An 18422-nucleotide genomic window follows, 5' to 3' on the forward strand; every position below is an offset into this window, starting at 1 on the left:
TCGAAGCCGTTCCACACTGGAGATGGACTCATTCTTGAACTCGCGATATTTGGCTTTCCAGGCATGCAACGTCTTTGCTGGGATGTCCATCTCTAAGGCGATTTCCTCCACCGATTTCGTCTGTTCATGGAGATATTTAGCTGTTTGTCTTTTAAATTCTTCGTTATAGCGATTCCGCTGCTCACCCACGTGAACACCTCCTCAGTTAGTTTTATTATCTTTTTCTCTTAACGAGGTGTCCACTTTTTATTCTAGCTCTAGAAATCCATATAAATCCCCGATTTTTGGCGGATTTGAGCCATTTAACGGGAGTTTTTCAGACTGTTGAGAAAGTTGGTTTTCCGTACATCTCGGATAAAAGGGCCCTTAGCCTATAAGGGTTCTTCTCCATATAAATGGTACGTCACGCCCTTTTCTTAACAATCTGAGATTTTCCCTATATTAAGAAGAGGAATTCCCGAATAGAACCTGAGAACCAGCGGTATTCAGCGAATTCTTGGGACACGTGCAATGCGGCTCATAAGTCTTGCTAACGATCAACCGTTAATTTTTAGATTGAGCCGAATTTCAGGCTCTAAACCAAAATCAGCGGTTGTCATGTGGACGGTGGGGTGCTACGGGTTCGTAGGGTTCTTCCGATCGCTATTGTTCATGGATTTTCCTGATTCAATAAATTCTTATAAGGTTGAAATCCACTCGCAAAGGCGAACACTCCGTTTCTCCAGAATCCCTACGACCCTCCGCTGCATTGGAGGCTAGGCGTCAACCACTAATTTTAAGATAGAGCCGAATTTCAATTATTATTTTTTCAACATTGGAATCCCTGAAACTAATTCAGCATGCAAGGAATTTGATTGTGTATTTGGGCAATACGTTATTTTGCATTTTTAGAGCCGATCTACCAGCCCGCAATCTACGGAGCTGCCCAACTCTTCAAATAGACGTTGCGCTGCTTCATCTGCGGGCAAGAAGACTTGAATTCGCGGATGCATCAGATTTCCGGTGGAGATCGTATACTGCTTGAAGCGAATCGGCACCCATTCTCTCCTGCGCTCGCTTCGAGCCAAAATGGTCTGGGTCAGCTCAAACGAAGCATCCTCCATGGCTTCCATGTCCTCCAGAAAGGCCTGTGATGCGTCATACTGTCCGAAGCGCTTGACCACGTCTTGATACCAGGCATCGTACCGGGATAACATATAATTCTGCTTGAACATCCGGATTCCCCGGGCAGCGTGAGCCTCCCACTGCTGCTGAGATGCTTGATCAAACGTAGAGCGAGGACGCACCGGCAGAGCCAGATTAAAATGCAAGTCCACCCGGTTCATCAAAGATTGATAAGCCGAACGCTGAGGAAAGTCAAACAAACGGCTGCAAAGCTCATTGTATCCCCGGATATCCTCCGTATGAGTAACGACCATCGCCGGATAAGGCAAGGCCCTCATCGTATGCTGCGCTTGTTCAATTGCTTGCCCCAGCATAGCTGGAGACAGCTCCGTCTGTACCGGCAAATACCCTGCAGCCAGCAGCAAATCATTGCGTTCACCGGAGCTGCACTCCAGATAATCCGCGATATTCAGCATCGTTTGCCGGTCCGGGATCCGGCGAGAGCGACCGACCAGCAGGTTTTTATAGGTTGGACACGCCTCATCGTTCAGTTCCTGTTGGGTAAATCTTTTCCAGGGCGTATAGCGATGATGGGATATCTCGCGCTGACGCTGCAGGCGAAGTCGTTCGATCTCGTACAAAGTCTGCTTTAATCCAGCTTCCTCCGTTTCCATATCCCACTCTCCTTTTGGCATAAGTTCGCCTTCTATCTATTTCTTGAACCACCGTTTGCGCTTATAAAGCATCGACTCACGCTAGTCTAATCAAGTGATACTAATAAGGTGTAGTTCTACACTTGGTTGGAAAAACCGCCTTAAGTATACTCTTGAATGAAAACCACGGTCAAACATTCCGCTCCATAATCATGGAACTCGTCACTTACGTAAAGGAATGATCAAGCAGGTTCACTTCAACAAACATGCTAAAGGAGAGATCCATAGATGTCAAAAAATAAAATCCAAGCTATCGTGACCGATCCTGCATCTTCATCTTATCTAACGATTCAAGAGGTCGAGCCGCCCGCAGCCCAGCCTTGGGAAGCTCTTGTGAACGTTCATGCCGTCTCCCTCAATCGTGGAGAGGTGATCGATGCCAGCCACCAGGACGCCTACTCCCGCCCGGGCTGGGACTTCGCTGGCATCGTCACTCAGCCAGCCAAGACTGGCGACGGTCCCGCCATGGGAGCGCGGGTCGTTGGACTGCTAATGCACGGTGCATGGAGCGAGCAGGTAGCGGCCCCGGTCTCCATGCTCGCCGAAATCCCGGATGAAGTAAGCTTCGCTGAAGCAGCCACCCTGCCCGTATCCGGCTTAACCGCCCTTAATGCGCTCCGCAAGGGAGGATTGCTGCTTGGTAAGCGCGTGCTCATCACAGGCTCAACCGGCGGTGTCGGCCTGTTCGCACACCAGCTTTCCGCCTTGTCCGGAGCCTACAATGTTGGAGTAGCCAGCACAGAGGATAAAGCCCGGTTCGTGCGAGAAGCCGCGGCGAATGAAGTGCTTGTCGGAGCTGCAGCATTAGCCGAATCAGAAGCCAGCCGCTTCGGTCCCTACGACCTGATTATCGATTCGGTTGGTGGCGAGACACTAGCAGCACTGCTGCCTCAGCTTGCTCCCCGGGGCATCTGCGTAGCTGTAGGCTTCTCGTCTTCCCCAACCGCAAATCTGGACATGATGAATCTTGTCACGCGCGGTGGCCGCTCGCTATACGGCTTCTTCCTTGGCGAGGAGCTAACCCGCATGACGGCGGCCTCCGATCTGGCTCTGCTCGCTCGCTTGGTCGCAGACGGCCGATTGACTCCAAGAATCGCCGTCGAAGCGCCCTGGACGGAGATCGATAGCGTTGCCCGGCAACTTATAGATCGCACCTTTGCCGGTAAAGCCGTGCTGCACATTCAGGGATAAGGCTAATTAGTAGCTGCACACGCGCATCTGTTATCCAAATTCTCATTCAGAGTTCTGCTGCAAGGTTCGGTTTAGAGTTCAGTATGAAGCTCTATTCATGCTCTCCCCTCAAAGCTCCACTCCAAAAAAACACCGCACAGGCCTTGGCCCATGCGGTGTTCCCCATCCTTCATCAATACGTGCTTACTGCAACTGCCACAACGCCGGCACATTGGCCGGTTCCCATCCGGGGAGGGAAGTATGCGCCTGGATACAGCGATAGACGCCACCATTGTAGCTTACTTCGTCATTGACGCTATAGGAGACATAGGCCTCCCAGGGCTGCGCCTGTCCCGGTTCCCCGGGCCCGCCCGTCGACGTTGTCGTCCCTTGCACGGACACGGCACCAGAGACATTGCCAGCAGCATCTCTCGCCGTCACGGTGAAGGTATACGTTGTATTTGGCGACAGGCCGCTGACCGTTGCCGTTGTACCGCCGACATTCAAGCTGCCTGTATCATAGGCGACCGTGTAACCGGCAACGCCCACATTATCTGTCGAAGCGCTCCAGACCAGTGTAAGGCTATCTGCTGTAGCCGCCGTTACGCGAAGCTGGGCTGGTACAGTTGGTGGTGTCGTGTCAACCGGATCAGGGTCAGGATTGGGTCCCGGACCCAATCCGTCCAGATAAGCACGGTGTGCTCGCGAGAACTCATAGTTCGCCGCTTTATCCCAGTTGATTGACCAGGTCATGATTCCTTTAAAGCCCGGGTAACCTTGAGGATTGCGCAAGGTATAGCCGCCGCCATAGGACTGGCCTTTCATAAGATAATTTAGCGCCCTATGCACGTTGTCTGCCGTGGTGTAGCCGCCGCCTGCTGCCGATGGCGTGGCTGGAAGACCGATGAGCAATTGCTCGGGACGAAGCGCCGGGAACGGATAGCTTGCATTCCCGCCCACGTTAAAGCCTTGCAGCAGCATTTCTGCCATGGCCACCTGGAAGTCTGCTGTTCCTTGCGAATAGGATTTGCCGTCAAGCCCTGTCATCGGGCCGGAATTGTAATGCTGCACATGCAGATAGTCCATATCATTGCGCAAAGCGTAAATGACCGGCAGATAGGCCCCCCAAGGACCGCCATAGGCCACATAGCCCCCTTGCACATACGCCGTCTCCGGTGCCATGGTCAGCATAAAGTCTGAGCCGTAGCTGTCAAGAATTTCTCGTACCCCCGAGATTAGATTGACGATTTTCGGGGTTGTTGGGTTCTTAAAGTCCACATCTCCACCGTTAAGAGACAGCGAACTTCCTTCCAAATCAATATCTAATCCATCAAATCCATAAGTATTAATAATGCTCTTCATCGTGCTGACAAAATTTTGCCGGGCTTGGGCACTAGCCAAATCTACAGTGCCATTGGCTCCTCCGATCGAAATCAGCACCTTTTTCCCTTGCCCTTGCAATTGCTGCACATCCGCCTGGAACTCACTCACGGAGGCATTATAAGGCTGAAATTCCATCATACCCGTTGTGGGACCGCCCACCGGCTCGGCAAAGGCTACCTGAATGACATCATAATCCGGCGAGACATCACGAAGCCGAATCGTGCTGGACCCGTTATCGAAGTTATGCCAATAACCGATCAGCTTGTGATCTGCAGCGGCTTGGGCCGACTTGCTATCAACCCATGAAGAAAATGAAAATAACGGAACAATCAGAGCCAACGCCAGCAACCACTTGCTAGATTTGCGCAAAAGATTGGCTTGAATCACGGTTTATTCCTCCCCGCAGTTGAAGATAGAATCTCTTACTAGTAAGCCATGAAATGATCGGTCTGTCGGCTAACCTCCTTTTTCAGAGATAATTCATCCCGCATCTGATATATTTTACATAATTCGCCAATCTTCCTGCTATATTTTTCATAATTATCATAGAAATGATCAAAAAAGAAGAATTTATCCCTCTTATTCTATGATAGTTTCCCTTTGCCGGCCGCACCTCAAAAAGCCCCTATCCGCAGTAAACGGCAGGGGCTAATCTCTAATCTATTCGAGTATTTCTAAATCTCTTATAATTGTGGATAACGAGCGCCCGCAGCAACACCTTTCGGTGAGATGCGTTCAATCTCTCTCAATTCCTCGTCAGAGAGCTGGACATTCAGAGCGCCAACATTTTCGGCAATCCGTTCCAGCCGCTTGGTGCCGGGAATAGGAACGATTTGCTCTCCTTTGGCCAGCAGCCAGGCCAATGCCCAACTCCTTTAGCACAGGCAGCACCTCATCCTCGACTTCGCGGCTCCATAGCGAGAACTCCGTCTGCACCGCCGTCAGCGGATGAACAGCATGGGCGCGGCGAATTTGCTCAGGTGTCGGCTCCGACAAGCCGATATAGCGAATCTTCCCCTCCTGAACCAGATCAGCCAACGCCCCACGGGCATCATCATGGTACCAAGTCCTAAGGCTGACACCTCTAGTCCCTGATTTCCTAATTTACGTGTGGCTATGGGTTTTTGCATCTCAGTTCCTCTCTTTCTTCAGCTTAAATAGAGATGATCTTGCATAATCTCAGTCTAGGCTATGTCCTTAGAGGTAGCCACCGTACGCTTATACTAGTAGTCGCAGTAACAGGCAAAATTTCCTGAACTGAAAGGCTCTATTCCGATACAGGAAAAAAGATACACAGGTGGAGGTCCGGATAATCGGTCGTAAATGCCAGTGAATCGCTGTCATAAGCCTGAGGATGTGTCCAGCCTGGGGCCTGATAAAGTACCCTGGTGACCTTCTTCGCCTTCACATGGTGCTGCTTCCACAATTCCGCAAATTCATGGCTTTGTTCAGATAATTCTTCCACGAACTGAGCAAACCACGGGTCAAGCGCATATTTGTCATAAGCGGTACGGAAGATCCCTACGGCATGAGCTGTCATCTCCTCCCAGTTAATCAGGCGTCTACGCATCTCTGGCTCCGTGAACTGCAAGGCTAGCATGTTGAGCGGGTGGTTCTGAGCAGTCGCATTCGTTAAATCTCCCACAAGCCCTTCTATCTTTTGATTCCAGACCAATAGCTCCGTGCGGTCATTGGTTATAAAAGCGGGATAAGCTATCCCATTCACGATTTCCTTCCATTTCGGCTGCACCTCTCTGGTGACGGTCAGCATAGTCTCCGGTTCGTTGCCATTCCACAGCCCAAGCAAGTGCTTGTACTCATCGTCGGTCAGTTGCAGCGCCCGGCCAATGCTTTCGATCACTTCCCGGGAGACGGATACCTCTCGGCCCTGCTCCAGCCAGGCATAATAGGTTGCGCTGACACCTGCCAGAATCGCTACCTCCTCCCGTCGCAGTCCCGGTGTCCGCCGGATTCCACGCGTCTTGGTCAACCCTGCCTGCTCAGGCTTCAGACGCGAGCGGCGCGACTTCAAGTAATCCCCCAGCCGCTTGGCCCTACTCTTATCCAACTCTCTATGTGACAGCTTCTCGCCAATATTAGTGTCTTCCTTGTTTAACATTCCCTTCTCCTCTCTAGCCTGGGCTCATGGTAATTCAGCCGCATGAATTTGCGGTTCTTGCCCCTTGGCGGCTTGCTCCAGACCTTTCTGGGATTTTCGCTGCACATGACGGGTCCCCCAATCATGCATCGCGTCCAATATCGGCTCCAGGCTGCGTCCATACTCTGTCATTGAATACTCGACTCTTGGCGGTACCTCGGGATATACAATCCGCTCAATAATTTCCTCCGCCTCCAGCTCGCGCAGGTTTTGCGTCAGCATTTTCTGCGAAATCTCTGGCAAATGACGCTTTAATTCGCTGAACCGTTTCGTTCCCTCCTGAAGCAGATACAACAAAATAATCGGCTTCCATTTCCCAACCAAGATCTCCAAGGCATTATCCACACGGCAAAATCCAGGATGCTTCTGCATAACTTGGCAACACTCCTTCCATTTATCTCCATGGCTTTATGGCTCGATGGCCGATCCTGTTGCTGTTGCTTCTGTTCGCTGCCCTAGGTTACCTATAAGTAACTATACCACTTTTAAGTGCGTACTTACTAAAAGTAGGTGGTATGACTATAATAAAAGCATGAAATATCATTCCTGCAGCATCCATTTCAAATCCACCAGAGGTGAAGCAACCTATGAATAAATATCGTCTTGATTCAAGCAAAGGACTGGAATTTGGCATCTACACCCTGGGAGATCATCTCCCCGATCCCAACACGGGCGAGCGCATTTCCGCCCAGGAGCGCATCAAGCAAATTATTGAGTACGCCAAGCTGGCTGAGCAAGCCGGATTGGACTTCTTCAGCATCGGCGAGAGCCATCAGGATTACTTCGCCACACAGGCCCATACCGTCGTGCTTGGCGCCATCGCTCAGGCTACCCGCACCATCAAGCTTGGCAGCTCGGCAACCATCATCAGCACCTCCGATCCCGTACGGGTCTATGAGGATTTCGCCACCATTGATCTGATCTCGGGCGGTCGGGCCGAGCTAGTGGCCGGACGAGCCTCCAGAGTAGGACTCTTCGATTTGCTGGGTTACAACATTCGCGACTACGAGGAATTGTTTGAAGAAAAATTTGATCTGCTGCTGCAGATCAATGAACATCCTGTCGTGAACTGGGAAGGAGAGTACCGTGCTGCGCTCCGCAACGCCAAAGTGCTGCCTCGCCCGCAGGATGGTTCCTTGCCGATTTGGCGGGCCGTGGGTGGCGGACCTGCCAGTGCCATCAAAGCAGGTTATGCCGGGGTGCCTATGTATATGGCTCATCTGGGTGGACCGGCTTCCGCATTCAAGCAAACCGTGGATGCCTATCGGCAAGCAGCTCGTCAAGCTGGTCATAACCCGGACGAATTACCGATTGCTACCGCCGGATTCTTCTATGCAGCAGACACCTCGCAGCAGGCGCTGGAGGAACTGTATCCCCATATCAACGAGGGCATGAAGAAGACTAACGGGCAAGGCTTTTACAAGCAGCTATTCATGCAAGGCGGCGATCCCCATCACATTATGAACGTCGGCAGTCCTCAGCAGATTATTGAGAAAATATTGTATCAGCACGAGCTATTTGGCCATCAGCGCTACATTGCCCAGATTGATTTTGGCGGCATGCCTTTTGACAAGCTGCAACGTAACCTTGAATTAATTGGTACGAAAATTCTGCCTGCCATTCGTAAATACACAGCTAAGGCTTGATCGCTAAAGCTCCAAGAATAGAATTAGGAGGAATCCCCATGTTAGCCGTTGGATTATCAGGAACCATCGTTGGTTCCAAGACTAAAACCGCCGTCGAACAAACCTTAACCGTCTTGCGCGAGAAATATCCCGACATCGAAACTACCCTGCTTGATCTGGGCGAATACGATGTGCAATTCAGTGACGGCCGCAACTATCTGGATTATGAAGGCGATACGGGAGTCGTCACCAAGACCATTATGGATGCCGACATTTTAGTGATCGGTACGCCGATCTTCCAAGCCTCCATTCCCGGAACGCTCAAGAATATCTTCGACCTGTTGCCACAAAATGCATTCCAAGGCAAGGTAGTCGGCATCATAGCCACCGCTGGTTCGCCTCGCCATTATCTGGTCCCTGAACAGCAGCTCAAGCCGATTCTAACCTACTTGAAGGCCCGCATTGTTCAGTCTTACGTCTTTGCCGAAGAGCAGGACTTCTTCCGCAAGCAGATCGTCAACGACGACGTGAAGTTCCGCATCGAGCGACTGGCAGAGGATGCTGTCTTGCTGGCGAAGACCTGCCATCACCTTGAAGAGACACAAGTGTAACAAGTAAAGTTCAAGCTGACCTGCTCGAAACAGCCGATCCAAGACACTCAAGGGATTGGCTGTTTTTTATCCTATCTGCGTTCGGTAGCTCCCAGCTTCACGATATCCGGTGATTGGAAATGGCGCAGTAGCATCTGTTTCAGTTGCTCTACCATGGCCAGCGGAGGATACGGAATTCCTTCGCCTACCCACCATTCCATCAAGCCAACCACGGCTGAAGTAACAAACTGCACCTCCACTTCCAGGGCCGCCTCGGGACCAAGTCTACATCTCTCCAGATATTCCTGCACCCCCTCATTTATCATCTCCATCATGCGCTCCCTGAACACGGGAATGCCATTTCCCGTAATCATTTTCATTTTAGCTAAATCTTTTGACTCCCTCCCACATTTTAGCTAATATGTATATGTATAAATACCTAAAATGGGGTGGTTTGGTATGCAAGTAACCTCAACAGATATGCAGAATAATTTTGGCAAGTATTTAAAATTTGCCGAGGCCCGTGAAGAAATCATTATTACCAGGAACGGCAAAGCAGTGGCTACACTAAAGGCTCTTTCAGATAGTGACCCAGATCTGCTTCAAAAAAAGGCATCAGCCTATGCAACGAGCTATACCCGGGTAAGTCATGAAGAGTTCCTGGAACTAAGCGAGGCCTCAGATCAACGCTTTGAATTGATTGATGGCATCCTGTATAATCTGGCATCTCCTTCCTTCCAGCATCAGCATGCTGTTCACGAGTTGCACGGCGCATTTTACGGCTGGTTCAAAGGCAAACCCTGCACCCCGCTGACAGCCCCCTTTGATGTGACTCTCCAAAAGAGTGTTGGAAATACTTGCGTAGTCCAGCCTGATCTCGTTGTGATTTGCGACAAGGAGCATATGGATGAGCACGGTAAATACCAAGGCATCCCTAAGCTGGTTGTCGAAGTGCTGTCTCCGTCCACGCGAAGCAGAGATGTTATACAGAAGCTTGATCTATATCGGGCCTGCGGAATACAAGAGTATTGGGTCGTGGACCCGATGAAGCAGCAGATTACAGTGTACATCTTTCGGGACAAGGAAATAGCCGATATATGCTACTACACAAATGCTGCAGATTCATTTGCCGCATCTCAGGTATTTGACGGCTTGCACATTTCCATGTCTGATTTTATTTGCTTGAGCAGCCACTGAAACCAATCCTCCAAGGCATGCGTATCAACATACAGTGAGATATTCCATTTTCAGGAGGGCAAGATCCATGATTATTACAACCACACCTACCATTGAGGGTTCACCGGTTCAGCAGTATCTGGGCGTCGTGACAGGCGAGGTGATTATGGGGGCCAACTTAGTGCGTGACTTTATGGCTTCCATTACGGATATGGTCGGAGGGCGCTCCGGCGCTTACGAGAACAAGCTGAAGGAAGCTCGGGATACCGCCTTTGCCGAAATGCGGCAGGAGGCCTCCCAATTGCGAGCTAACGCCATCATTGGCGTAGACATTGATTACGAAGTCATCCGCGAAGGGATGATGATGGTTACCGTGAGCGGTACAGCCGTTATTATTTAATCTTAATAACAACAATGGCGGTATAAGAGTCTGGTTTACTCTTATACCGCCATTTTCTTTTAGCCCAATCTTACAACAGCCTGGTCATGAACACGCTATTAGGGTCTTTCTCATAATTGGCAAATGGACCACAATAGCGAAAGCCAAAGCTTTCATACAACCCGCGAGCCGGGGCAAAAGCTTCCATTGATCCGGTCTCCAGGCTTACCTGCCGATAACCGCGGCGCTCTGCTTCTGCCAGAAGATGTGCCAGCATGTGCTTGGCGACCCCCTTGCCACGATGCAAAATAGCCGTACGCATCGACTTCACCTCAGCATGCTGCGAATTCAGCTCCTTCAATGCACCGCAGCCAACCAGTTCCCCCTCCAGCCATAGGCTCCAGAATGTCACTTCCGGCTGCTTCAAACCTTTAATATTCAGAGCATGCACGCTTTCGGGCGGAGAAGTCTCAGACATATTCATCAGATGCTCCCCGATAAATGCTACAATTTCTTGGCCGCTTAAATCATCCAGTCTGATCTCCATAGCATGCTTCCTCCCTTATTTGGCTTGAATGTACCCTTCAGCCTTCAGCAGTTCGGCAATGAGCACCGCACCGCCAGCTGCTCCACGCAACGTGTTATGGGACAGTCCAACGAACTTGTAATCATACACGGAGTCTGCACGCAAGCGGCCTACGGACACGCCCATTCCCTTCTCCAAATCACGATCCAGCTTCGTTTGCGGGCGGTTTTCTTCTTCAAAATAAGTAATGAACTGCTTTGGCGCACTTGGCAAAGCAAGCTCTTGAGGTCTGCCTTTAAATTGACGCCAGCACTCGATGATCTCTGCTTCCGCAGGCTTCTTCTTAAAGGAAACAAATACAGTTGCCAGATGTCCGTCCGTAACCGGCACCCGGATACATTGTGTGGTGATCAGCGGCGCGCTAGCCTTCACGATCTGCCCGCCATCTACATGGCCCCAAATCCGTAACGGCTCCTGCTCGCTCTTCTCTTCCTCTCCGCCAATATAAGGAATAACATTGTCCAGCATATCCGGCCAATCAGTAAAATTCTTGCCGGCTCCGGAGATCGCTTGATACGTGGAAGCCACCACCGTCGTTGGCTCGAAATGAAGCAGCGCATTCAGGGCTGGAACATAACTCTGAATCGAACAGTTTGGCTTGACAGCGATGAACCCCGTGGATGTGCCCAGACGTTTCCGTTGAGCTTCAATGACCTCAATATGCTGCGGGTTGATTTCTGGAATAACCATTGGGACATCCGGTGTCCAGCGATGGGCCGAGTTATTAGAGATTACTGGCGTACCGGTCTTGGCATAAGCTTCTTCCAGCGCTTGAATCTCTGCTTTCTTCATATCCACAGCACAAAATACAAAATCAATGTCAGCCGTCACCTCTTCCACCTTGGAGGCATCCTGAACAACGATGCCCTTCACACCCGCAGGAATAGGACCTGACATCTTCCAGCGCCCTTGTACTGCCTCTTCGTAAGTCTTGCCTGCCGAGCCTGCGCTAGCCGCGATGCTTGTCACTTCAAACCAAGGGTGTCCGTCCAGCAACTGAATGAACCGTTGCCCCACCATCCCCGTACCTCCGACAATGCCTACCTTTAATCTTTCTCCCATCCGTGCTCCAGTCCTTTCCCTGTTGGTAATATGTGTACCTTTGGCGAAGTCGCTGTCAGGCTGTGGTTAAATAAAAAAATCCCACCTCCAAGACCGATTCCGTCTTGGGGGCGAGATTGGTATGCTCGCGGTACCACCCCAGATTCGCTAAGATGTCGCCATCGTAGCCTCTTCAAGTACAGCCTCCCTGGCCCTTGGCCCAATAGACTTATACTCTAGCTCTGTAACAGGAGCTCCTGTCACACCATCCCGGAGTGATCCCCCGTTCCGATGTGCTGCTCAGAGTCTTTATTTCAGTAAATAAGCGCTATGCTCCTTTTCAGCAACCGGAGCTCTCTGGGACAGGCCGTATTTACCTACTCGTCTCATCACTGCATTTCATGTTCAATTTATGTTGCGATAATATTACCAAATAACCTGCTTTACGTAAACCTATTTCGTAAAATTTCCATGCCGCTCTGTTTTACCATATGACAAAATGACTTGTAATGTGCTAGCATCCGCCTCATATCGGCGGCCGTATTACAAAAGCAGGCCAACCTTATAGGCTGGCCTGCTGCTGATCTGCAATGGCTTATTGAACTTCAGTTGCTCCAGTAACGGTACCCTCAATTACAGCAGTACCTTTTACATCTTCGCTGGCGAAGTACAGATTGCCGTCGATCGTTGCTGTTTTGTCCAGGCTGAAGCCGTTAGCTTCTACATAAACATCGCCTTTCACTGTACCACCTTGAATCTTCAAGTTTTCACTTTGTACCGTCAATTTAGGAACAGTCAGCGTAAACGAATCAGTGATATTGTGATCTGCATCCTGCGTGTACAGAGCTATTTTACGGTAAATGTCCTTGGTTTCATCGTTTTTGTCATGGAATTGTCCGGCTACGACCACATCCTGATCCACCGTCAAATCGTTAAGTATAGCAATAATCCAAGTTCCCTTCTCGCTCACAGCATTAACGAAAGCGTCCGATTGATTAACAATCGATGCTGTTGTCGTTGCATCCGTTTGCTCAGCCTTATTGCCACCTGCGCCTGTATTTTCTCCGGCTGCCCCATTATTCGCTGCACCGCACCCTGCCAGTAAAACTGCTGCGAGACCTGCTACAACTAAACCTTTGACCATTTTCATGTTGTTTCCCTCCTGAATTTTTATATCTTTGTTTTAGATTATAAAAAAAAGTGCAAACTATACATGTGACTTAATTCACATTAATTGTGTATTTATTCACACAATTTATTCACAAATTTATTTACGGTCCTTTTTCTTATAATCTCTATCTTATATAAACCGAAAATGCAACCTTCAAACAGCCTGTGTCCATGTTTTTTAGACACAGGCTGCTTGAGATGGCTTCAAGTGCCTGTTTTAAGCTCTAGCGGTACAATTTTAACTCCGAAATAGACCACCACCATGCGGGCATTTCCTTCGTCAGGACAATTTTCATATACCGGGCATTTTGTTGCGGGAAGACCTCTCTTACCAGCGGGGAAGCTGCTTCCTTGTCAAGAACAAGCTCCCACTGGTTCCCGTCACGGGATACGTAAATTTGATATCCCCGGGCATAGTCGTTATCACTCCCGGTGGAATCCATCAACAGACTGCTGAAACGCTGCTCCCGTCCCAGATCAAGCTGAATCCACTGTCCCGGACGCTGTCCTTCAGAGGTCGTCCAGCGGCTGTGCATATTGTCATCAAGCAGTGCGTCAACATCAGCGTACGTGGAAGCCGTAACCGTCCAACTCGTCCGATCCAGTTCATCTGGTAGGATAACCTCATCTTGAGCAGGCACCCACCGCTTTGAATCGGCTGTATACAGCTTCACCTCAGCGATTGACCACCAGTGGGAATCCGTGCCCGTTTGCACGACCTTGACAAAACGGACAGGCTCCAGCGGGAATGCTGCGGTAACCAACGGGCCCGCTGCCTGACCGGAAGCTACCGGACTCCCCCAGGCATCGCCATCCAATGAGGTATACACCTCATAGCCTCGCCCGTAATCGTCACGGCTATGCGCGCTATCCAACACAATTTGATCCACCGGCTGTGCCTTGCCGAGATCGAGTTCGATCCACTCGCCACCCGTTTGCTCCCGGCCGGAAGTCCAGCGCGTCTCCTCGCGGCCATCCAGCATGGCCGCAGCGTCCTCACCAGAGGAAGCCTTGACCGTCCAGTCCTCAGGGACAAGCTGCTTTTGCCGACCTATTCCGTAATTATGAATGGCTAGCTCAGAGATGGACCACCACTTGTCAGCTTCGCCGATTTGCACGAGCTTCACATAACGGGCCCGCTGCTGGGGAAAGGTAATCGATAAAGCCCCCGGCTCGCCATGACCGCCGATCACCGGTTTCCCCCAATCCTCCCCATCGTGAGATACATATAACCGATACTCCCGGGGATAGTCATCACGCGAGTTGCCCGGGTCCAGCACGATTTGGTCGAATGCACTGACCGAGCCCAAATCAATTTTGATCCATTGATTGCTGGCCTGTGGACGCCCACTACTCCATAGTGTGCCTTGTTCCCCATCCAGCATGTTGTTCGCCACATCTCCTCCATAAGTAGAGGAAGCCGTCACAACCCACGAGGAACGATCAGGCAGGGGACCGCCCACCGGAAGCGGCAACTCCACGTTCTTTCCAGTGCCGAATTTAGCCAGCTTCAGCTCAGAGATGGACCACCAGCTATCTGCCGGTTCCGTTAATACAATTTTAACGTATCTCGCTGATTGTTCTCCCAGCGATACAGCCAGGCTTGGCGAGGTTCCGCCAGCTGCGACTACCGCTTCCTGCCATTTCTCATGATCATTAGACACGTACACTTCATATCCATGAGCGTAGTCGCCCCAATTCGTCCCTGAATTCATGAACAATGTATCAAAGACCTGTTCCGAGCCTAAATCAACCGTCAGCCAATCACCGGGCACTTGGAGTTGTCCCGAAGACCAGCGTGTAGCTAAATCGCCATCTGTCAGATGCTCGGTTGGCTCTGAACTGGAGGAAGCTGTAATCGTCCAGTCGCTGCGGTCCAGATAGCTAATCCACTGGGACGGATCAGGACCTTCCAGCACCGTGTTCTCCAGCGGATTGACCTTGACCTGTGCTTTGGGATACACCGTAGCTGATCCCAAAGCCCCTTCCGAATTATAGAAATGCACTGTCTTTGGTTCATTCGACGGATTCCAGATTTGCGCGGTGTAGACGCCGTCCTTCTGATATACGGTTACGGCTGGATCATCTGCCCAAATGTCCATTGACCGCGTTCCTGTGGATACCATGCTGTGAATGAACCAGTAGGCATTAAACACTTCATTTTGCTGCATATTTCGCGTATCCCACTTGGCCAGCGCCCCCTCCGGGTTGCCAATCGACTGGAATGGCCAAATGATATGCTGCCAGGAACGCTCCTGCTGACCGCCAAGGTCCTTAATCAGACCGGCATAGAGATCATTTGTTTTTTGAGGATCACGACCATAATAAGTCATCCATTCGGCTGGCGGCAGCCAGTGTATTCCATAAATATGCTCCGGGTCTCCGGAAAAATACGTGCCATATAGATAAGCACTGCCAAACACCATACCTGCTGTCGCGTGGTTATATCCTTCTACCCAATTGTCACGATCATAATTGAACCAATATTGCTCAGCGGCCTTCTCTTCGGTCACAAACCCCCAAATCCCGGTGTCCCGGTAGGCATCGTTACCTGTGACCTCACCCCACATATACTGGCCTACCCAACTGAACAAGGCTTCCCCTGCCGCCTCCTGATTATTGCCGCTACGGTTGTCGGCATAGCCACCTGCCCAGGAATGTCCTTCATACGGATCGAAATTCCGTAACCATGGGAACAGCTCATCCGTCTTGGAAGGGTTGGCATAATCACGAATTAGTAATTCGACCATATCTCCATAATCCTGCAGGAATTCCTCATCATACGTAGCAAGGACCGCGGACGCGAAGACATAATAACCATAGGTAAAATGGTGGTCCGTCAACCCGGTGTTCAAGCCAAAGCCACTGCCGTAAGGAAAGATTGATCCCCATTCATCATCATAGTGAAAATAATAGGAGTGGAACGGTTCATCCGGCGAATGCGTGTACCAGTCTGTCAGAATCGTCTTCAGGAAAGACAAGTAGCGGTCTCTGCGCTCCGTATCGCCCAGTTGATCACTGATCAACGTAGCCAATCCCAGCGGGTGCAGCTTCTTGCCTTGCCAATACGGCTCATCACTCATCAAGCCGTTAGCCATATCTGCATCAAGCTGATCCAGATAAGCTATTAATTCCGCACGCGAATATGTCGGATCATTCGGCTCCACAAATTGCGGAATAATACCGTAGAAACGGTCCTGCGTGGTAAACGAATTCCCTTCGCTCACCCGCATCAGTCCGCGAATCGATGGATAAGTCAGCTCCGTCAGCGGCGTAGTAGCGATTTTCCATTGATGAGGAAGCAATGCCATCAGCGTGTCCCCGGAAAATCCCGGGCGCTTTACCTCCGTCGTTGAACGGAAGCTCGTCGTAACCAGTGACTGTGACTCATCATAATTATAGTCTACAGTCGTATCCGTAACGAAGGCATAGGCATGGCGATAATAGTTGGACAACTCCTCGGCTGCCGGCAGCGTGGCCAGCGACAAGTAATTTTCACCTTGCCCAAACTTAATCTTGATGGTATTGCCCAGCTTCATGAATAAGGTACCCTCGGGTGCATAAACGCCGTAATTACGTACAAATGTTTGCGGTGTTGGCGCATTGTCCTGGTTAGTGACTTCAATACCGATATGGTCGGCTGTCAGCACATCCCCATCATTTAGCAGAATGGGCTCATTGTTGTCATCGAACAATCGGGTAATGTTCGGCGATTGCAGGACCGCCGCATCCGGTTGCTCAAACGTGTTATACAAGAATGGTGAACCCTTGACAAACGTTGTTTTCATTTTGGCCGTCTCGTCATCGCTCATAACCACCGTCGCGGAATAATCTCCGTAACCGGCAATCTTCGTCACCACCTCGGCCGGGTTCATATTGCTTGTGGACAAGATCAGATCCGCGGGACCATCCGCATCGATGGAGCCTCCATCTGCCGAAGCGTACCCTGCCCCCGGATTGAGGATATTTAACCCTTGTCGAGTGTAACGATTCTTGAACGGAAGCGTCACCAGACTGTTCCCATCTCCCAGGTTAGCAATCAGGATAGATTGCCACCAATCATTGGACGGGATGGGGGCCTGAACCTCAGAAGTCCGGTATTTCGGATTTTTGGGCGACAACATCGTTATATCATTGATTTCATAGCTCCCCGCCCCAACCGGTACGGTAGCGATGTCAGGAATAGCCGGAATGTGGTGAACTGGCTTGGCGTCCCCTTCGCGATAAGCATACACGCCAAACTCAAAAAGCGAATAGCCATTGGTAGAGCCGCGGCCATGTCCGGCCAGCTTGACATAACGCGCCCGGGCATAGACCGGAATGTCATCCCGACCACCGGACCCGTTCATCTCACGATACACAGTTGTCCAGCTTTGAGCATCATCGGACACCTGAATATCATAGACGCGGCCAAAAGCGGCTTCCCAATGCAAAGAAACGCTGCCGATCTCGCTCACGGCTCCCAGGTCCACATAAATCCACTCATTATCCTTGTAAATAGAGGACCAACGGGTGTCAAGACTTCCGTCAGCAGCATTCTTGGCCAAGTAATTGCGCTGTTCCATCTTGGCCTTGTCTTCATCCGAGCGGCTAGGCTCATCAATTTCCAGTGAAGAGGCAACAACCTCCTTGCCGAGCGCCAAATTCACGGCCTCAGGTTTAGGCGGCTGATTCGCTCCCCCGGTTCCATATACGTTAAATTCAAATAGCGAAATTCCGTAGGGCTGCTGTGCACGTTTTGTGCTGTACAAACGGACAAAACGCGCTTTTGCAGAAACGTCCGCCTCCGTTAATCCTCCCTTGCCCTCTGCAGTGGCGTAAACAGGAGTCCAGTGAATTTCATCATCGGATACCTCAAAGGCGAATTCCGTAGCGTATGCGTTCTCCCACTGAACAGAAATTTTGGAAATGTCTGCACTCGCGCCCAAATCCACATAAATCCATTGCGGGTCCTTCTGCCATTCGCTTTCCCAGCGGGTATGCTCGCTGCCATCCACCGCCAGATCTGCTGTATTACCGCCTAATACCGAAGAACTGTAAACGGGCCTGTGTAACGATAGTAAATAATCCTCTTCATCTGCGGCTTGTACAATTGGTGCAGGGAACAAAGGAACACTGCTCACCACCAACAGGACAACCATCATCAGATGTGCCCAAGTCATACGGGCCTTTCGGTTTCGGCCAAACCACTGCTGCATAATTCCACTCCTTTTGTCTGTTGTCTGCAAAAAATAAACCGGTCTTGCTCCACTTTCTTGACATTCACACCTCTTTCATCGCCGATCTTCCCACTTTATGTAAGAGTATGCTGGAATGGCTGTGCTTGT

Annotated in this window: 15 protein-coding genes, 1 pseudogene and 1 other annotated feature; of the genes and pseudogenes, 5 read left to right on the plus strand and 11 right to left on the minus strand. The window is 50.6% G+C overall.

The features are described 5' to 3' along the window. The coding region (locus tag C557_RS0107665) for a transposase (RefSeq protein ID WP_018751263.1) at positions 1-189 on the minus strand (189 nt) is incomplete at its 3' end. Positions 190-887: 698 nt separating this feature from the next. Further along, entirely contained in the window at positions 888-1799 is a 912-nt protein-coding gene (locus C557_RS0107670; RefSeq protein WP_051082427.1) for an MmyB family transcriptional regulator, read from the minus strand. A gap of 246 nt (positions 1800-2045) precedes the next feature. On the opposite strand from C557_RS0107670, the gene C557_RS0107675 reads away from it, so the two are divergent. Continuing rightward, entirely contained in the window at positions 2046-3008 is a 963-nt protein-coding gene (locus C557_RS0107675) for a zinc-binding dehydrogenase (RefSeq protein WP_018751265.1), read from the plus strand. 183 nt (positions 3009-3191) lie between these two features. Here the strand turns inward: C557_RS0107675 and C557_RS0107680 are convergent, their stop codons facing one another. The 4 genes and pseudogenes from C557_RS0107680 to C557_RS0107700 form a co-directional block, all read right to left on the minus strand. Further along, positions 3192-4757 carry a carbohydrate-binding protein gene (locus C557_RS0107680; RefSeq protein ID WP_018751266.1) on the minus strand — a complete coding sequence of 522 codons (1566 nt, stop codon included), beginning with the start codon at positions 4755-4757 and terminating at the stop codon, positions 3192-3194. A gap of 296 nt (positions 4758-5053) precedes the next feature. Continuing rightward, a pseudogene (locus C557_RS24430) lies at positions 5054-5426 on the minus strand (aldo/keto reductase); the annotation flags it as partial. A gap of 211 nt (positions 5427-5637) precedes the next feature. Next, positions 5638-6489, minus strand: coding sequence for a helix-turn-helix transcriptional regulator (locus C557_RS23180; RefSeq protein WP_018751269.1), 852 nt, complete (start codon positions 6487-6489; stop codon positions 5638-5640). Between the two features lie 24 nt (positions 6490-6513). Further along, positions 6514-6900, minus strand: coding sequence for a winged helix-turn-helix transcriptional regulator (locus tag C557_RS0107700; RefSeq protein WP_018751270.1), 387 nt, complete (start codon positions 6898-6900; stop codon positions 6514-6516). Positions 6901-7115: 215 nt separating this feature from the next. Between C557_RS0107700 and C557_RS0107705 the strand changes: the two genes are divergently transcribed. Next, positions 7116-8174 (plus strand): LLM class flavin-dependent oxidoreductase, encoded by a 1059-nt coding sequence (locus C557_RS0107705; protein WP_018751271.1) that lies wholly within the window; start codon positions 7116-7118, stop codon positions 8172-8174. 38 nt (positions 8175-8212) lie between these two features. Further along, positions 8213-8764, plus strand: a complete 552-nt coding sequence (locus C557_RS0107710) for an NADPH-dependent FMN reductase (RefSeq protein WP_018751272.1) — start codon at positions 8213-8215, stop codon at positions 8762-8764. 71 nt (positions 8765-8835) lie between these two features. Here the strand turns inward: C557_RS0107710 and C557_RS23185 are convergent, their stop codons facing one another. Continuing rightward, the gene (locus C557_RS23185; RefSeq protein ID WP_018751273.1) at positions 8836-9123 is read right to left on the minus strand and encodes a TetR-like C-terminal domain-containing protein; all 288 of its coding nucleotides are present in this window, start codon (positions 9121-9123) and stop codon (positions 8836-8838) included. Positions 9124-9202: 79 nt separating this feature from the next. Here C557_RS23185 and C557_RS0107720 point away from each other — a divergent pair, with 79 nt between their 5' ends. Next, positions 9203-9940, plus strand: a complete 738-nt coding sequence (locus tag C557_RS0107720; RefSeq protein ID WP_018751274.1) for a type II toxin-antitoxin system Phd/YefM family antitoxin — start codon at positions 9203-9205, stop codon at positions 9938-9940. 67 nt (positions 9941-10007) lie between these two features. After that, on the plus strand, positions 10008-10319 hold the full coding sequence (locus C557_RS0107725) for a YbjQ family protein (protein WP_018751275.1): 312 nt from the start codon (positions 10008-10010) through the stop codon (positions 10317-10319). Positions 10320-10389: 70 nt separating this feature from the next. Here C557_RS0107725 and C557_RS0107730 read toward each other — a convergent pair whose 3' ends face one another. The 4 genes from C557_RS0107730 to C557_RS23190 all read right to left on the minus strand — a co-directional run bounded on the left by C557_RS0107730 (position 10390) and on the right by C557_RS23190 (position 18293). Then, on the minus strand, positions 10390-10845 hold the full coding sequence (locus C557_RS0107730) for a GNAT family N-acetyltransferase (RefSeq protein WP_018751276.1): 456 nt from the start codon (positions 10843-10845) through the stop codon (positions 10390-10392). A 15-nt stretch (positions 10846-10860) separates the two neighbouring features. Continuing rightward, on the minus strand, positions 10861-11946 hold the full coding sequence (gene asd, locus C557_RS0107735) for an aspartate-semialdehyde dehydrogenase (RefSeq protein WP_026263362.1): 1086 nt from the start codon (positions 11944-11946) through the stop codon (positions 10861-10863). A 103-nt stretch (positions 11947-12049) separates the two neighbouring features. Beyond that, positions 12050-12327: a binding site (T-box leader), on the minus strand. A gap of 193 nt (positions 12328-12520) precedes the next feature. Then, on the minus strand, positions 12521-13075 hold the full coding sequence (locus C557_RS0107740) for a polymer-forming cytoskeletal protein (RefSeq protein ID WP_018751278.1): 555 nt from the start codon (positions 13073-13075) through the stop codon (positions 12521-12523). 244 nt (positions 13076-13319) lie between these two features. Beyond that, entirely contained in the window at positions 13320-18293 is a 4974-nt protein-coding gene (locus C557_RS23190) for a discoidin domain-containing protein (protein ID WP_018751279.1), read from the minus strand. Positions 18294-18422 lie beyond the last annotated feature (129 nt).

The sequence above is a fragment of the Paenibacillus sanguinis 2301083 = DSM 16941 genome, from assembly GCF_000374825.1.
Lineage (GTDB): Bacteria > Bacillota > Bacilli > Paenibacillales > Paenibacillaceae > Fontibacillus > Fontibacillus sanguinis.